This is a genomic window from uncultured Nostoc sp. (genome assembly GCF_964245445.1).
In the GTDB taxonomy this organism is placed as follows: domain Bacteria; phylum Cyanobacteriota; class Cyanobacteriia; order Cyanobacteriales; family Nostocaceae; genus Nostoc.
The window spans coordinates 18,507-35,367 of sequence record NZ_CAXTNE010000047.1 but is presented as its reverse complement, the minus strand read 5'-3'; the positions used below and the strand labels follow the sequence as shown (position 1 = coordinate 35,367).

Here is a 16,861-nt window from a genome sequence, read left to right as displayed (position 1 = left end):
ACCCCCAACCCCTCCCCTTGGTAAGGGGAGGGGAGCGTTTGCGTTAGAAATAAATACTAACTGTAGGTTGGGTTAAGCGGAGCCTCACCCAACGTTTCCGCGCTTGTTGGGTTTCGTTCCTCAACCCAACCTACAAAAAATTAAATTTCGACCCTTTTTTAGGGTGACGTGTACTAAGTTCCTATATTGAATTCGGGCAGTCGTTGATTGAATTCGGGCAGTCGTTGATTAGACCTCTTGCAAAAAAGTTTTGTGGTATGATTCGAGGTTAAAAATTTTTCAACACCGAACAAGCAGTTTGGAGTTCATAGTTATAAATCCCAGCAATTAAATGGCAACGCACTTGTGTTCATGGAGAGTTAGTCAAGAAAGAGAGTTAGTAATTAAGCTCAGTACTTTGATACACAGTATAAAAAGTGTTTATTTACTGACAATAGCACTGATTAGGTTAAGTAGGAAAAGTGGGTTTAGTAGGATGTTTTGTAGTAACTATTGATTATGCTGTTAATAAGCTGTAAGTTGATAGATGAAGTATACATTTGTCGCTTTAACAGATTGAATGTCGTTTGCTAAAAGAGTTGTAATTCTTTAAACAGTACTGGCAAGGTACGAATTAGCAATCATATATTGCAGAGTGTTAAAAAATAAAATTATACACGTATTCATGTCTTTAAAATTCCCCTATAAAATTTCTAACTAATCTTCAAGGAAAGTTCCTAATCGTACCTGCATTTAACTACAAATACTTAATTTTAAGAACAACGAACTGTCTGGTACTGATTTAATAATATGAACTATCAAACGTTTATTGCTGTTGCCAAAAATATTGAGCTAACTGCGATACAAATTTGTCAAAATTTGCTCATATTTATAAAGAAAAATTTAATATAGGAATTTCTATAATTTGGGGATCGATATTTTTTCAGTCAATTACACAGCCTTGTTTTATGAATATAGGTAGGCGGTTATTCTGTTTAGTCTTCAATCTAATCTTCAATCACAAGATAGTCTATTTCACTGTCGGGTTCTTGAACAAAAGGTGGAAGTTTCTGCAAACGATTTACGTAGGCTATAGCGTAGAAGAGGGGTATTTGGAATCATACGGCTTTCCTAGTTTAAACTACATTAAAACCTACAAATGGACTCCGTTTCTCGCTGGCTTTTTAATCCAAGACGGAAAATTGGGCTTGAAGTTTTTTATATCGAGCAACGAAGATGATTTCTACCAAGCTGACAATAAGGAAAACCTAATCCAATTCGCATCAAGAGTGGAAATCATTTGTCAAATAAGCGGTGCAGCCCAGAAAACCTTCGCTGGTGTTCTCCCAGGAGTTTTATACAAGAATAGAATCATCAGATCGATGAGTGAAACCGAAGTGGTAATTGAATCTATTTTAAAGGGCATATTGAAGGTACAGAATCAGGAGGGTTACATCAGAGACATTCCTCTCATTGTGCTTGGTGGAAATGGATTTATTGGGCGTAGAGTAATTAGGCAGCTTAAAGACAGAGAAGTTTACTGTGTCGATCTTGAAGGAGAAGAACACGTTTCCTATTCTTGGCCGGCTCATCTCAAAGGCAGAGAGGCAATCTTAATCAATATATCGCGGAAGTTCGTTCTTTCAAACTACATTCCACAGGTTTGGACAGAGCTTGTGTTATTGAATGAAGTCTACCCGGAACCCAGCCCCAAGGAGGTCGAATCATACAAAGAAAAAGGTGGTTCGGTATACCATTTAGCAGGGGTTAAAGGAAGAGCTTATCCATCATTCCCTAAAGCATACTCAGGCGCAATACCATGCAGTGCTGCATGGATGAACCAAGATATTGAAGTAGTTCTTAAAAAACTAGCTTGATTCGGGTAAAGCTAATGGAGGAATATGACCTCATGTAGAGGAATTTTTATAATAGACTTCTTGCAAAAGTCCTTAACACCCCCACTTCTAAAAGCAAATTATTAGGAGTAGGGGTCTTATTTTTGATTTCTATAAGAAGTGAACACAAGTCATAATCAACATTTATTACATGATAAAATCAAACATATATATATGGAGGTAAGATTATGACCCAAGCGTTGCCAAAATTACTAACCTTCAATGAATTTATTGAATGGTATCCCAACGATGGAAAACGCTATGAGTTGCACAAAGGAGTAATTATAGAAATGCCGCCTCCGATCGGTTCGCATGAAAAAGTTGTAGGATTTATAGCCCGTAAGCTAACTGTCGAGTTTGATTTCCTGAATCTTCCCTACACTATACCCAAAACTGCATTGATCCAAACTCCTTCTGCCGAATCCGCTTATTCGCCTGATGTGTTGCTGCTAAATCTTGATAATCTCGACAATGAACCGCTTTTTCAAAAACAGTCAACAGTAAGCCTTGCAGCATCGGTTCCAATAGTTATTGAAGTTGTTTCAACTAACTGGCGAGATGATTACTACAATAAACTTAGGGATTATGAAGAAATGGGCATTCTCGAATATTGGATTGCTGATTATGCTGCATTGGGTGCAAGAAAGTTCATCGGTAATCCCAAACAACCCACTATTTTTGTGTGCGAATTAGTTGATGGTGAATATCAAATGACAGCGTTTCAAGGTAACACCGCGATTTTATCACCTACTTTTCCCCAATTAAATTTAACTGCACAGCAGATTTTTAATGCGGCTAATTAATTTTTTATCTAGTCTTATAATTATCTTCCCAACTTATTGGGAATGCCTTCACAACCACCAGGAATAGTACCTCTAGTTTTTTCGCCACCCCAAGTACAACAGTAGTTACGTGCAGACTCAGACATCCGTTGCACATTCGTAAAATCGGCATTTTCCACCACAGCGCCAGTTTGTTCGCCGGTTTGATAATTTGGTGGTTGAGTGCGACTGCGGGGTGATGCTTTATCCACTACACCATAGAATAGGCGAATCCCGTTGATGTCGGCATTACTGAGATTGGCACTATATAAAATAGTGCGCGAGAGGTTGGCTTTTACTAAATCACAACCACTCAGGTTAGCGCGGACAAGATTAGCTTCGCTCAGGTCAGTCCAACGCAAATCAGTACCAGAAAGGTCTGCTGCGGCTAGCGTTACGCCTAAATCGATGACACGTACACCTTCCAGGCGGTCTTCTGCATATCCGCCACTGCCGTCGAGAATGGCTCGACCTAATAGCCGATCGCGTTGCAAGGGTGACAGCAACTTGGAACGTGAGAGAAAGCGGAGAATTTTCGCTTTACCACTACCATCTACACTACTTAAAATTGCCGCAGTGCGTCCTTCGGCGATCGCTCTTTCTTGGGGCCAATCTTCTAATAATCCTTCTTGATCTAATACTAAGTCTGAAACGCCTTGGAAATAGGAATCAATTGTCTGCTGCTGGGTAATTATGTTTTGCTGAACTGTCAGCAGGTTTTGCTGAATTGTCAAGTCTTTGGAAATAACATATTGTCGCCACGCCACGTAAACGGCGATGACGGCGATCAAAATTTGCCCCAAAGCACCAAACCAATCTGCCAGGGTTCCAGCAATGTCCCAGTTAATCTGGCGTCCCCAAACTAGCAAGCGATCGCCTACACCTGTAAACTTGATCAAGCCGATGATGGCTACTATTAGTCCCAAAATGGCAACAAACAGGGTGCGTTCTTGGGGTGAAAACCACTCGTATAAGGCTTTTTGCAACCAAGGCAATAATATCGCTAAGGATAACAGCAAAGCCATCAGTGTTCCAATAATGCCGACGATCCAGTTATTAAGGATAACTCCAATGAAGGTGATGGCGATCGCTAGGAGGATGAGCAGCAATGCCCTCGGCTTAACTATGAATTGCTTGGTAGTAGGTTGATTGAGATCAGAACGGGCTTGTTGGAGAGCAGTTGTATATTGCGGAGATTTCAAAGATGCGAGCGCTGCTAGGGCTTGTTGTGTAGCTAGTACTTCTGAGCTTAGGTTCTTCTCAGTTGCACTCCCGTCAAAGTCATCTGGTTGCGAATCGTTTTCTGGGATTGGTTCTGGGGTTGGTAGATTAGAGGAATTGGATTCAATCGTCATGTTTTCTATTTTGCCCCAGCAGATTCAGTTCAACATCTGTTTTATCAGAAATTGCACTAAACTAAAGACCTGTATTCCATAAGACTGAGAACGCAAAGCTATATTTGGTAAAGCATTTCATTAATTCGTAGCGAATTAAATTTGGCAATACCCGACAATGTGAATGCGTTGGCTTGCATTGTGAATGCGTCGGCTTGCATTAAAAACGCTACGCTTTTACGCAAAGCTTTACTATAGCGCTTCTCGGTTGCGTGCAATACGCGGTGTAGAGACGCGAAATTTCGCGTCTCTACATTTATTTTTTGAACATGTATATGATTCAAATGAGAACCGCTATATCTATCAGAGTTCTAGCGCCCAAAGCACTATCAAAACCTACGAACAAACAAATAATATTCTCCTATGATTTGGTTGCCTTACAATGGACACTAAACCTTGAAATTGAGTGGCGGCAATGGATAATACAGATCATTCCCTAGTGGAGGATAGCTTGTCAGCTGACTTAGTATCTGCGATAGAGTTACAGCGCCAGTGCGTCAGAGTTGGTGGTTATATGGAAAAATTCGGTATAATACCCGAATAAAAATGTAAAAAAGAGGTTTTCCGTATATTCAGATAGGAGTTCGTTGTAATGCTTGATATATTAGGATTGAAAAAAAGATTATACTGAAACTTTCTGTATAATAAATAGTTATGATAAATCGTGCATGGTAGTACTTAGAGATTTTATAAAACAGGATGTAGAATATCTCATTGAATATTTGAATAATGATGAGGTTACAAAATTTCTTACTTCTCGAATACCTACGCCATATACACTTGAAAATGCTGAATGGTGGGTAGATATTGGCAGCAAGGAGAAAATAAACAAAGCTATTGTAGTAGAGGGTGTTTTTGTTGGTGCGGTTGGAGCTGCTGTGGGCGAATATGAGTATCAGCGTTCGGCAGAAATAGGTTATTGGCTTGCTCAAAAATATTGGGGCAAAGGCATAGCTACTAAAGCAGTAAAAAAGGTCACAACATCTGTTTTCTCTAGCACAGAGGTTGTTAGGTTATTTGCACCAGTTTTTGGTCCGAATATAGCGTCGATGCGAGTGCTTGAGAAATGTGGCTATAAACAAGAGGCAGTCTTACAAAAGGCATTGTTTAAAAATGGCTCATATTTTAATTGTCATCTATTTGCAAAGGTTCGCTCATAACAAATCGTTCAAGACGGACGTCTGCTGCGCTGCGCTTTGCCGCCGCCGCTCAACTCAATGTTAAATCATCACAAACCTATTTAGTTCAGATATAGCCCTTGCCCTAATACCATTTCACAAAAAATCTGATACAGATGTAAACCCTGAAAGCATTGCTGTATCTAAATTTTTTAATTGCGTTAGCGTAGCGTTAGCGAGTCCGCGAGCGTCATTGCGAATTGCGAATTGTGAATTGGTATAACTGGTTCCCAAAGGGTTGCCGCCTCCGATCAGTTTCAGTCCCAGTTTAAATCCCCTTATGTAATGTCTTTTATGCAAGAATTTTGTTAGCGTAGCGCTAGCGACTTCATGTACTCCTACGTCGAAGCAAGCTACGCGCAGCGTTTCTTAAAAAGCATCATTTTTAATTTTGAATTGTTAAGTGGTCTACAGTTTGAATTGTCAGCATTTGAGGGGGCGTAGCATCAGGTGGGTAGAGAAAATCCACTTCTACCAGTTGTCGCTGACCAGGGGACATTTTTAATTGAGCAAGCGGTTCTCCCATCTGTCCCCGTTGTTGAACTAAATGCCAATATTGGGTTCTGGGTAAGCCATTATCGTCATTGTAGCGAATACGAACTGTACCTCGGAAAAAGACGGATGGTTGGGGTGGTGAAAAAAAGCGAAGCCCTGGTTTACTTAACTCATCTTCTTTGATAGGCGTTTGGAAAAGTACCTTTATAGTTTGCGGCTTATCCGTATTGTTGAATAATGGTAGAGAGATGTTGTATTCAATGCCGTAGTTACCGTGAGCTTCGTAAGCAGTACCAGGATAACGCGCCACTAGTTTAGCAGTTTGGTTTTGTCCAGTACCCATTTTGCCTGCCAAAAGGGTACTTAAACCGTAGGAAAAAGCTTGTCCTGATTCCGGAATTGTCAGGTATGAACTATTAGAGTCGGTAACTTGTGCTTGCCAACGAGAGCCAATAGCTACCCCCGCTACCCGTCCGTAAATTTCTGTTGCCCCTGCAAGCCGATCTGGAGGACTGGGGGCACGTTCACGGGGCCCCGCAAAATCACCATTTTCTAACAAGTTCTCCCATTCTTCTAAAGTGGGCGCTCGTTCACTACCATCGGGATTGGGTTTGGCAAACATGGCCAGGTTCGCCAGATAAACTGGATTATCACTATATAAATGCAACAATGTAGAACGTCCATTTAATGGCGGGGTTAAAGTCCGCACTGGAATGGGATGATTCATTAACATCCGGCTTTGTTTTGGTGGAATTACTAACTGGGCTGGCCATCCTGACTGCCTTCTGGCTCGCAGCAGATCATTCATCACGCGATTGCCAGGCCCTGCATAAATATTTCCCGAATTATTTGATTGCATGGGGGGAAGCTTGATAAAAGGTGCATCAGGTTGACTAAGATAACTAGCTGCTTGCAATATGTTGACAGTTGCAGAGCGATCGCTTGGATTGTAAACAATCACCCCCAAATAAAGAGTCCGCAAATCATTTGGAGTCTCAATTGCTCTAGCAATATGGTGAGAAAATAAATCAAACCGTCCCTGAAATGGAAAGTTCAGGTGGGCGCTGGGCACTCTTTTGCCTTGAGGAGGAAATGTAGACAGCAGAATTCCTTCAGTCTTAACTACTTCTGGGTTATTACTGTTAAATACCGGTACTTCGTCAAGATGTCCTGTTAAAGGTCTTGTTTGTTGGGGAACGAAGATTTCCTGTGGTGTAGGTGGAGGAGAAGGCGATGCTTGAGCTAAAAACAAATAGGAAATAAGATTAAGCATTTATTCAAAAAGCAATTTATCGCTGAAGTTAAGAATACAGCATACCTAAATTGTCTTGAGGGTGATGTCTACGACAGGCTACACCAACGCCAGACCTATTGCTCACCTAACTTTAACAGCCGGGAGCGATCGCTTTATTATGCTTACTCCTTCGAGGTGAATGAGTATTCGTGCAAATCGCAAATGGGGCGGTATCCAATCGCTTGATAAATATGATTGGCTGTGGAATTGGCTAAATCTGCTATGAGGAGACAATGGCGGCATCCCTGGTCTAGCAGTTTTTGGCTTAACGCTGTGACACAGGCAGTAGCATATCCTTTGCGACGATACTCTGGTGGTGTATAAGCTAAATTGATCCGACCAATTGTAGGTAACACTTGTTTACCAGACGCAACTGAAACTGGAGTGCTATCAACCCATAAATAAGTATTCTGCTGTTTCAACCGATTATCTACTTGGTGTTCGACATCTTCGCTCACTCCCTCATTTATCTCAGATAAAAATGCAGAAAGCCACTCGATCAAAATAGAGCGATCGCTTTCAGTTGCCAGTCTGAGATATCCACTGGCGGTTGAGACTCTTGGCACTGCCGTTAATTGGTAAATTTCCATTTCCACCGACCGTTGATAAAATTGTCCTGTCAGCGCTTGCCAAGTCTGCGAAAATATTTCTGCTTCTTTAGCCAGTCCCATGCTTCCTGGCAGTTGCTCTTGACGTAAATCTTGAGCAATCAACCGCAAGGCATCCATATTCTGGGCTTTGGATAATATCAATTTTTGGGGTGGGGTGCGGATGGCAACAGCTAGAATCTCGCCACTTGTTTGGACAATTGCTAAATAAGGCTTACCCAGATAACGTTCTGGGTTATGCAACAAGGTATGCAAAATATTGAGCAAAACATTATTTTCTACCTGATGCTGGAGTAAGTAAGGCTGAGTGCAGTGCCAGAATTCCTGAATATTGTCGAATCGATGTAGTTGCATGATTTGCCTTCCTTACTAACCAAGTAAAGAGTTGTGCTATCTAGAACTGCGAAAACTTCCGCATTGACAGAAAATAATAAATATATACTATGTAAAAAACTATGTTTTAGGGGCAATATCCTGCGGGTACTCCGTTGGAGAACTCGTAGAGTTGCCTCGACAATATTGGTCTATTTCCTATCAAATGATAAAAATATATATTGTGGCATGGGCATCTTGCACGCCCTGATTCTTGAACGTGCAGGATGTCCACTCCACAAAATTGAGTAATGTATTTGTTGTAATTTCCAGTCCTTTGCACGCAATTAAGGTGCAAGGGCATTACCCCGAATTAAACTACCAATGGTTTTGGCAGTAATTTTTAGTTGGGTGATGGGATTCGCTGGGACAACCGTCTTATACAGATAGCTATCGAATGTTAGCCGTTGTACATCGAGGTCATCGCACATTTCCACAAAGGCTTCGCGGGTGGCGTCAGAACGATAGAACACGGTTTGCAGAATGTCCAGCACCTTGTAAGTGAGTCCGTATCTTTTATCCCAACGCTTCAGGTAAACCTTCAGGTCGCCTTCTGTAGGAATACGGCTACCACTATTAGATGCTTCTACAATAGTTTCCGCACACATCCGCCCAGATTTAGCCGCAAAATAAATACCTTCACCAGAGGACTTGGTAACGTAACCAGCAGCATCTCCCACTAACGCGATGCGACCAACAACACGACGGGGACGGGGATGTTCAGGAATCGGGTGAGCTTCTACTTTGATGATTTTACCGCCTGCCAACTTCTTAGAAGCACGGGCGCGGATACCAGCTTGTAACTGTTTAATGCTGGCTTTATTGATTTGCATCGTACCAGTACCAACAGCTACGTGGTCATATTTGGGGAAAACCCAAGCGTAGAAATCGGTAGAAACGTCATCACCGACATACATTTCGGCGAGGTCGTTGTAATAGGCCATTTTGTCTTCGGGTAAGCGAATTCGCTCTTGGAAAGCGATCGCATAATTATAATCCCCAGCGTCCATTTCTTTAGCAACGCGAGAATTAGCCCCATCCGCCCCAATAATTAAATCCACCTTCAGAGTTTTGGCAATACCCTGTGATATCCCTTCTGTATGGTCAACGTAATGGATGGTATAGGGATCGGTATTGTTTCCTGGTATATCAAGTTTATGAACAGTTGCATTAATTAAATTTGCGCCAACTTTTGCCGCGCGATCGCGCAAAAAGCCATCTAGTACTTCCCGGCGGCACATTCCTATATATTCTTCTTCATTTACCAGATTAATATCAACCTCACGATTGGAAGGCGAAATCATTTTCATCTTCCGTACCCGGCGATCGATAATCTCTGGTGGTAAGTCAAATTCACTCACCATACATAGAGGAATTGCACCCCCACAAGGCTTTGCATTGTCTAGCTTCCGCTCAAACAGGTAGGTTTCAATCCCAGAGGCTGCCAGTGTTTCTGCGGCAGATGAACCAGCAGGGCCTGACCCAATAACAGCAACCCGTAGTGTCAAAGGTCTTTCTCCCAATCTTCACATTTACCGAGAGCATACTACCACGGTCTTTCTAGTGATTTGGCGCTTTTCCTCCAGGTTTCTGCACAAATGCAATATTCCTTAATGTTTCGATACAAAAGCGAGATTGGGAATGAGGAATTTGGTTAATGGAAAATTTACAGGATAATTTTTGTAACCCAACCCAATTACTACCCGTAATATTAATCGTTGTAAGGTTGTGGATCGAGAATCTCTATATCACCAGGTGATATTTCCCTTAGTCCACCAGTTGGAAATAAGTCTTCTGGATTGAGAATTTCAACGATTATTTTAGAACCATGACTACCCAATTGATATCCACCAAAAACTGCATATTCACCTGTACTCTTGATTCTTAAAATTAACTTGTAAACTTGCCCTGAAGTCCTAACAGCTTTATACTCTTCACCTAACATCTGTTTCTCCTTATTCAAAAGCTCTTTTAGCAATATTGCAGCCTGTTCATTACCTTTTGGTAAAAATTTGGGCAACCAGTATGAAGCTTTACGTACTTCCTGAGGATGTTCTGATAATTTGTTAGATAGGATGCTTATAACACGTCGGAAGCCAAGACGTGGGAGTAAATACTTTACCCAAAGTTCTATTTCACTAGCATTTGCTTCTGCTACTCCTCGCTCAAGCAGAATCTCAAAATATCTTTTATTCTTCAGTATGGAATTAGCTAACTTTAAACCGATGAGAGAATCTCGATCTAAAATAGCGTTGATCTCATCGAACTGAGCTTCCTCTGATAAACTCATTAGCCTTTTTTGTAAAACTTTATGGTCTTCAAAATCTTTGTCAGTAATAAATCGGCTAATCATATTCTTTATACCTATTAATATATGATAATCTTTATGCTCCGATTTAATTACACTCCAATGTTACCAAATGCCATCTTATATCTATCATGACAGAGGCTGTTTTGTCTTAATCATTACCAGGGATTAAATTGAGACTAATTAGACAGACTTTTGAATTGACCTGGCTCAAAAAGTTCTTGAGGTAGTAAATCTGCGTTACTCATGAATTCAGCGTCAGGTCGATAATGTCCAGATTCATTAGTCCACTTGCGGAGGATGCCTCTATTAGTGCGTCCTGAAAAGTAAAGCCGACCAGCGTATTTTACATCCTCTCCCTTTGCTAAATCTATATAACCAATTGCTCTATCTGCAACCCTAGCGCTGGCTCTACGAATAAACACTATTCCTTCTAGAGTGACAATAAAATTATAGACTCCTGATGCAGTACGTTCTTCGCGTTTGTATCTAACCTCTCGCCATTTTCCTTGCTTAAGAACAAGCCGCGATCTTTGGATGATTCTTGGCGAGTCTTTGGGAAACAGGTTAGGGAATATGTTTAACCCCAAGGTTCCTCACACTTTGCTTGTCATTGTAGCTTCCTTGATCGCGGCAGCTGTGGTAGCTAAATCTTGTTCATCCATAAATAACGATATATGGTATATCTAAGACACAGTATTCCTAGCAAGAATCTGTAGATTTAGTTGCAGAGGTATAGCAGCAGTGGGCATAGTAGTTGAGAACGTCTCCAAACAATTCGGGAGTTTCAAGGCAGTTGATCAGGTCAGCCTGGAAATTAAGAGTGGTTCGCTAGTTGCCTTGCTCGGGCCATCGGGATCAGGTAAATCTACGCTACTACGGTTAATTTCAGGTTTAGAAATGCCAGATAGTGGCAAAATCCTGCTTACCGGTAAGGACGCTACATACCAAAGCGTGCAACAGCGCAATATTGGCTTTGTGTTTCAGCACTATGCCCTATTTAAACATCTAACTGTCAAGGATAATATTGCCTTTGGTTTAGAAATTCGTAAAGCACAGCCAAAGAAAATTAAGGGGCGAGTAGAACAGTTACTAGAATTGGTGCAATTGAGTGGATTAGGCGATCGCTATCCATCACAACTTTCTGGTGGTCAAAGACAACGGGTAGCATTAGCAAGGGCACTGGCAGTAGAACCCGAAGTATTACTGCTAGATGAACCCTTTGGCGCACTCGATGCGAAAGTCCGCAAAGACTTACGGGCATGGTTACGCCGCCTCCATGATGAAGTTCATGTTACCACAGTTTTCGTTACCCATGATCAAGAAGAAGCAATGGAAGTCTCCGATGAAGTTGTGGTCATGAATAAAGGGCGTGTGGAACAGGTGGGGACACCAGCAGAAATTTATGATAATCCTGCCACCGCATTTGTAATGAGCTTCATAGGCCCGGTGAATGTGTTACCCAGCAACTCAAAGATTTTTCAAAGTAGCGGTTTTGATGCGCCACATGCACAAGTATTTTTGCGTCCGCAAGATGTGATTTTGGAAAAGGTTGCTAACGGTTCTACTACGGCTGCAACAGTGAGCCGTTTGATACATTTGGGTTGGGAAATTCAGGTAGAATTAACTTTCGATGATGGGCAAGTGGTGATGGCGCATTTAACACGCGATCGCTTTAACCAATTAGAATTAGAACCGAAACAGCGAGTCTATGTGAAGCCAAAGGATGCCAAGTCCTTCCCTCTGTCTTATTCAATTTAGTTGGCAATGTTGAAATATTTATGCTTGTTGCTTTACGCCGCAGCAGAAAACGTTGCCAGAATATTTGCCAAATCCACCAGTAGCCAGTGTAATCAGAGATAGGTTGCACAAAGATATACAAAAGCACCAGCCCAGTATCATACTAAGGCTGGTGCGCTGGCTTTTCACTGATTTTTTGTGAGGACTAATTTAATCCTCTAACATTCGACTTTCTACATTGCACCGCTATATCTGCTCCTACTAACAAGGAGTCAAATTAAACCTAATTCTATAAATTCCATTGAATCCAATTTGAGTTTGCTGCCCCGCAGCTACATTTGTAGCACGCGCTATCAAAGTTGTGTTGATGCCGAAAACCGAATTCACTCGGTTAGCACACGCGTCTACTGTATCTCCTGTAATAGCTACATCTTTTAGCCATCCACCTGAAGAGCCAGACGAGAAGTTTGCGTTTAGATCATTCGTAGATGGAATTACTTTCCCTTGAAACACTGGTCTAACCCTTAAGGCAGCAGTACCTCCCTGAGGCACATTTGCAAAACCAGAATACCTCAGGTTAATGGGCTGAACTTTGTAGCCCCTAGGCACATTAAGCCCAATTCTGAGATTGCAAGATTGTGATACGACTTTAGGAGACACAGCTGTAGCCTGAAATCGAGGGAAAGTTACAGACAGAGTATTTCCTACCAAACTTACTAGGGCATTTCCCGACGGGCAGCCATTTCCGAAAACAGTTACTGGAACACTTTCAAACTGAAATCCTTGTGTTTGAGCCTGTGCCTCAGATAAACCCACAACATTTAAACTCAGTAGCGTCAAACTGGAAATAAGAGCAGTTAAAACTTTCATATCTTTCATCTCAAATAAGGAGAGCTTCTCAGGTTTCTTGTCAATAACTATGTCTCAAGACACAGAGTAAAAAATCTCTTCAGAGCGATTGGAAGAAATCTTTTGATAAGTTGGTAAAGCAGCTTTACAAAGATCAGCTTTTGGGAAAAATTAAATGCAAAACTGACTATGCATTAAAAAAACCTAACAAGGATTAAAAGCAAACTTGATTTGGAACAATACAGGGCCGATTTCTGTATCGATTTTATCAATTCGGATTTTGGTTTGTTGATTTGCAGGTATATCTCTAGCTCTTGCCGTTAGATTTGTATTGATACCAAAAATCGAATTTACTGGGTTTTGACATGCATTTATTGTGCCTAATACAATACCTACATCTTTACTCCAAGTAGCTGAGAAACCAGGCGCAAACGTTGCGTTTGGATCATTGATAGTTTGAAGTTCTTGACCTTCAAAAACTATTTTCACGTTCAGGTTAGCACTGCCTCCTATAGGCACATCTGCAAAGCCAAGATACTTGACTTGAATAGGCTGAACGTTCAATCCAGAAGGTACATTAAGACCGATCCGCAGATTGCAGGATTTTGATACAACCTTAGGAGGTAAAGCTAAAGCTTCAAACTCAGAAAATGTTATTGAAAGAGTATCTCCATTCAAAATTCCCTTTGCTGCTCCGTTTGGGCAACCATTTCCTAAAAGAGTTATTAGAACTTCTTGAAGCTCAAATCCTTGTGTTTGAGCCTGTACCTGAGATAAACCCACAAGATTTAAACTCAGTAGCGTCAAACTGGAAATCATACCAGTTAAAACTTTCATCTAATAACTCCGCGAAAATCTATAATCTCCTATGAATATTACATGGAATGTCAATCTCCTAATATACTTCTATACAAAAAAACTTTACCTGGCAGACTCTTTGGGTTTTGGACATTTCTACCAATCATTAAATGTATGGAATACGCTCTGGTTAAGAAAGACAGAAATATGATAAAAAAATCGATTTCTGACTCATAAATTGTTTACCAGCGTATCTCACTTATCAGAAAATAATTCAGGAGTTAGGACTTAGAATTCAGAATTGAATTCTGCACGAAAAAGCAGATAACGCAGAGGTAGCGAGTCTACCAGCGAATGAATAAGTGAGTTTAAGACCCTAACTAAATCTTCTTTTTTGGAGACGCACTCGCATTCGATTTAGTGTTCAACAATAAAATGGTGGTATTGAACCCCCACTAATTGATTCTGACTCCTGAATTCTTACTTCTGAATTCTTCTTTAATTAAGAATTGCCCTCACAAAAAGAAGTTTTACAAATATTATACCATCAAAATATCAAAGAAAAATATATTTTACCTATCCAAAGACATATTTTTTGCAAATTGTGATTTCGTTATATTTATCAGCTACTTTGGCTTGACCTAACTATTTATCAAGACAGAAAGTCAAAGATTTATTCAAAGCGATTGAATAAATCTTTCGATAAGTTGGTAAAGCAGTTTTACAAACAGCAGGTTTTCCTGTGAATATTAGGGGGATGTTTAAAAAGTATTTTTTGTAACATCAAAACCTCGGAAACTTTTGGGAAAAATTAAATGCAAAACTGATTATACATTTAAAAAACCTAACAACGCTTAAAAGCAAACTTTATTTGGAACAATACATCTTTGATTGTTGTGTCAATTGTATTAATTCGGATTTGGGTTTCTTGATTTGCAGCTATACCTCTAGCTCTTGCAGTTAGAGTTGAATTGATACCAAAAACCGAACTTACTGGTCTACTACATGCATTTATTGTGTTTGCTATAACATCTATATTTTTGCTCCAAGTATCTGAAAAGCCGGCCGGAAACGTTTGGTTTGGATTATTGATAGTTGCAACACTTCCACCTTGAAATGATATTTCAACTCTCAGATCAGCACTGCCTCCTGTAGGCACATCTGCAAAGCCAAGATACCTGACGCTAATCGGCTGAACGTTAAATCCAGAAGGTACATTAAGAGAGAACCGCAGATTGCAGGATAGTGATACAACCTTAGGAGGTGAAGCTTTAGCTTCAAACGCAGAAAATGATACTGAAGCAGTATCTCCATTCAAAACTAGCTGTGCTGTTCCGTTTGGGCAACCATTTCCAAAAAAAGTTGCTGTATCTCTTTGAAACTTAAATCCTGTTGGTGTTTGAGCCTGTACCTGAGATAAATCGACAACATTTAAACTTAGTAGCGTCAAACTGGAAATCATACCAGTTAAAACTTTCATCTAATAACTCCGTGAAAATGTGTAATTTCCTGTGGATATTAGCTGCAATACGAAATTTCTAAAATACTTCTACAAAAACAAATTTTACCCAGTAGCCTTTTCCACGTTTGAGGATCTATAGCAGTTCTTAATTGTCTGTAATACACTCTGTTTAAGAGACACAGAAATAGGATAAAACAATCAATTTATGACTGGGAAATTATTTATCAGCGTATTTCATTTCTCAGAAAATAATTCAGGAGTTAGGACTTAAAATTCAAAATTGAATTCTATACAACTGGGGGATAGCGCAGCCGTAGCGAGTTTACAGGGGATGAAAAAATGGATTTAAGACCCATTAAATCTTCTCTTTTGGGGACGCACTCGCGTTCGATTTAGTGTTCAACAATAAAATAGCGGGACTGAACTCCCCACTAATTGATTCTGACTCCTGAATTCTTACTTCTGAATTCTTCTTCAATTCAGAATTGCCTTCATAATAAGCCTTGAAAAAATTCCAAATCACAAAGAAATATATTTTACCTATCCAAAGACAGATGTTTTGCCAACTGTAATTTCGTTAGCTTGAGCAGCTACTTTGACTTGACTTAACTATTTATCAAGACAGAGAATAAAAGATTTATTCGGAGGGATTGGAATAAATCTTTCGATAAATTGGTAAAGCAGCTTTATAGGGAGTGGGTTTTGAAAAAAATTAAATGCAAAACTAACTATGCATTTAAAAAACCTAACAAGGATTAAAAGCAAACTTGATTTGGAACAATACAGGCCCAATTGTTGTGTCGATTGTATCAATTCTGATTTGGGTTTCTAGACCTTTAGGTTTACTTGGTAAATTTGTAGCTCTTGCCGTCAGAGTTGAATTAATACCAAAAACCGAACTCACTGGGTTCTTACATGCATTTATTGTGCCTAATGTAACACTTACATCTTTGTCCCAAACATCTGAGAAGTTAGCCGGAAACGTTCGGTTTGGACTATTGTCAGTTGGAATTACTTGACCTTGAAAGAGTAGTTTCACGTTCAGGTCAGCACTGCCTTCTTTAGGCACATCTGCAAAGCCAAGATACTTGACGTTAATTGGCTGAACGTTAAATCCAGAAGGTACATTCAGACCGATCCGCAAATTGCAAGATTTTGATATAACATTAGGACGTGTAGCTTTAGCTTCAAATTCAGTAAATGTTATTGAAAGGGTATCTCCATTCAAAACTCCCTGTGCTGTTCCTTTTGGGCAACCATTTCCCGAAAGAGTTACTGGAACATTTTGAAACTCAAATCCTTCTGTTTGAGCCTGTACCTGAGATAAACCCACAACATTTAAACTCAGTAGCGTCAAGCTAGAAATAAGGCCAGTTAAAATTTTCATATTTTTAGACTCCGCGAAAACGTGTAATTTCCTGTACAAATTAGCTGCAACTTAAAATTCCCTAAGATACTTCTGCTACAAAGGGATTTTACCCACTAGCCTTTCTGGGATTTGGGGACTTATGGCAGTTCTTAATTGTCTGCAATACGCTCTGATTAAGGCAGACAGAAATATGATAAGATAATGAGTTTGTAGCTGTGAAATTATTTATCAGCGTATTCATTTATTTAAGAATTGCCATTTTGTCACCAATACTCTTTTTCAAAACAGAGTGCCAAAGA

General features: G+C 40.2%; 15 protein-coding genes. 5 read left to right on the top strand and 10 right to left on the bottom strand.

All coding sequences use genetic code 11. From position 1 onward, the window contains the following. Positions 1-1,091: 1,091 nt before the first annotated feature. Both ACFE90_RS11145 and ACFE90_RS11140 read left to right on the top strand, forming a co-directional pair. Positions 1,092-1,856, top strand: coding sequence for a hypothetical protein (locus ACFE90_RS11145; protein WP_375500421.1), 765 nt, complete (start codon positions 1,092-1,094; stop codon positions 1,854-1,856). Between the two features lie 206 nt (positions 1,857-2,062). Next, positions 2,063-2,677, top strand: coding sequence for a Uma2 family endonuclease (locus tag ACFE90_RS11140; protein ID WP_375500419.1), 615 nt, complete (start codon positions 2,063-2,065; stop codon positions 2,675-2,677). A 20-nt stretch (positions 2,678-2,697) separates the two neighbouring features. Here the strand turns inward: ACFE90_RS11140 and ACFE90_RS11135 are convergent, their stop codons facing one another. Continuing rightward, positions 2,698-4,050: a pentapeptide repeat-containing protein gene (locus ACFE90_RS11135; protein WP_375500417.1), complete on the bottom strand. Its 1,353-nt coding sequence runs from the start codon at positions 4,048-4,050 to the stop codon at positions 2,698-2,700. Positions 4,051-4,504: 454 nt separating this feature from the next. Here ACFE90_RS11135 and ACFE90_RS11130 point away from each other — a divergent pair, with 454 nt between their 5' ends. Further along, a complete protein-coding gene (locus ACFE90_RS11130; protein WP_375500415.1) occupies positions 4,505-4,633 on the top strand; it encodes a hypothetical protein in 129 nt (42 codons plus the stop codon). 124 nt (positions 4,634-4,757) lie between these two features. Continuing rightward, positions 4,758-5,249: a GNAT family N-acetyltransferase gene (locus ACFE90_RS11125; RefSeq protein ID WP_375500413.1), complete on the top strand. Its 492-nt coding sequence runs from the start codon at positions 4,758-4,760 to the stop codon at positions 5,247-5,249. A gap of 403 nt (positions 5,250-5,652) precedes the next feature. Here the strand turns inward: ACFE90_RS11125 and ACFE90_RS11120 are convergent, their stop codons facing one another. The 5 genes from ACFE90_RS11120 to ACFE90_RS11100 all read right to left on the bottom strand — a co-directional run bounded on the left by ACFE90_RS11120 (position 5,653) and on the right by ACFE90_RS11100 (position 10,934). Then, complete coding sequence (locus ACFE90_RS11120; RefSeq protein ID WP_375500411.1) at positions 5,653-7,035, bottom strand: DUF3370 domain-containing protein; 1,383 nt, start codon at positions 7,033-7,035, stop codon at positions 5,653-5,655. Positions 7,036-7,178: 143 nt separating this feature from the next. Further along, positions 7,179-8,018, bottom strand: a complete 840-nt coding sequence (locus ACFE90_RS11115) for a GNAT family N-acetyltransferase (protein WP_375500409.1) — start codon at positions 8,016-8,018, stop codon at positions 7,179-7,181. Positions 8,019-8,323: 305 nt separating this feature from the next. Continuing rightward, on the bottom strand, positions 8,324-9,544 hold the full coding sequence (gene chlP, locus ACFE90_RS11110) for a geranylgeranyl reductase (protein WP_375500407.1): 1,221 nt from the start codon (positions 9,542-9,544) through the stop codon (positions 8,324-8,326). Positions 9,545-9,747: 203 nt separating this feature from the next. Further along, positions 9,748-10,389, bottom strand: coding sequence for a hypothetical protein (locus tag ACFE90_RS11105; protein ID WP_375500405.1), 642 nt, complete (start codon positions 10,387-10,389; stop codon positions 9,748-9,750). Between the two features lie 134 nt (positions 10,390-10,523). Beyond that, the gene (locus ACFE90_RS11100) at positions 10,524-10,934 is read right to left on the bottom strand and encodes a hypothetical protein (RefSeq protein ID WP_375500403.1); all 411 of its coding nucleotides are present in this window, start codon (positions 10,932-10,934) and stop codon (positions 10,524-10,526) included. A gap of 154 nt (positions 10,935-11,088) precedes the next feature. Here ACFE90_RS11100 and ACFE90_RS11095 point away from each other — a divergent pair, with 154 nt between their 5' ends. Beyond that, positions 11,089-12,105 (top strand): sulfate/molybdate ABC transporter ATP-binding protein, encoded by a 1,017-nt coding sequence (locus ACFE90_RS11095; protein WP_375500401.1) that lies wholly within the window; start codon positions 11,089-11,091, stop codon positions 12,103-12,105. 240 nt (positions 12,106-12,345) lie between these two features. Here the strand turns inward: ACFE90_RS11095 and ACFE90_RS11090 are convergent, their stop codons facing one another. The 4 genes from ACFE90_RS11090 to ACFE90_RS11075 form a co-directional block, all read right to left on the bottom strand. Continuing rightward, positions 12,346-12,954, bottom strand: a complete 609-nt coding sequence (locus tag ACFE90_RS11090) for a DUF4360 domain-containing protein (protein ID WP_375500399.1) — start codon at positions 12,952-12,954, stop codon at positions 12,346-12,348. A 183-nt stretch (positions 12,955-13,137) separates the two neighbouring features. After that, positions 13,138-13,770, bottom strand: a complete 633-nt coding sequence (locus tag ACFE90_RS11085; protein ID WP_375500397.1) for a DUF4360 domain-containing protein — start codon at positions 13,768-13,770, stop codon at positions 13,138-13,140. 805 nt (positions 13,771-14,575) lie between these two features. Beyond that, complete coding sequence (locus ACFE90_RS11080) at positions 14,576-15,211, bottom strand: DUF4360 domain-containing protein (protein WP_375500395.1); 636 nt, start codon at positions 15,209-15,211, stop codon at positions 14,576-14,578. A gap of 727 nt (positions 15,212-15,938) precedes the next feature. Continuing rightward, a complete protein-coding gene (locus ACFE90_RS11075; RefSeq protein ID WP_375500393.1) occupies positions 15,939-16,580 on the bottom strand; it encodes a DUF4360 domain-containing protein in 642 nt (213 codons plus the stop codon). Positions 16,581-16,861 lie beyond the last annotated feature (281 nt).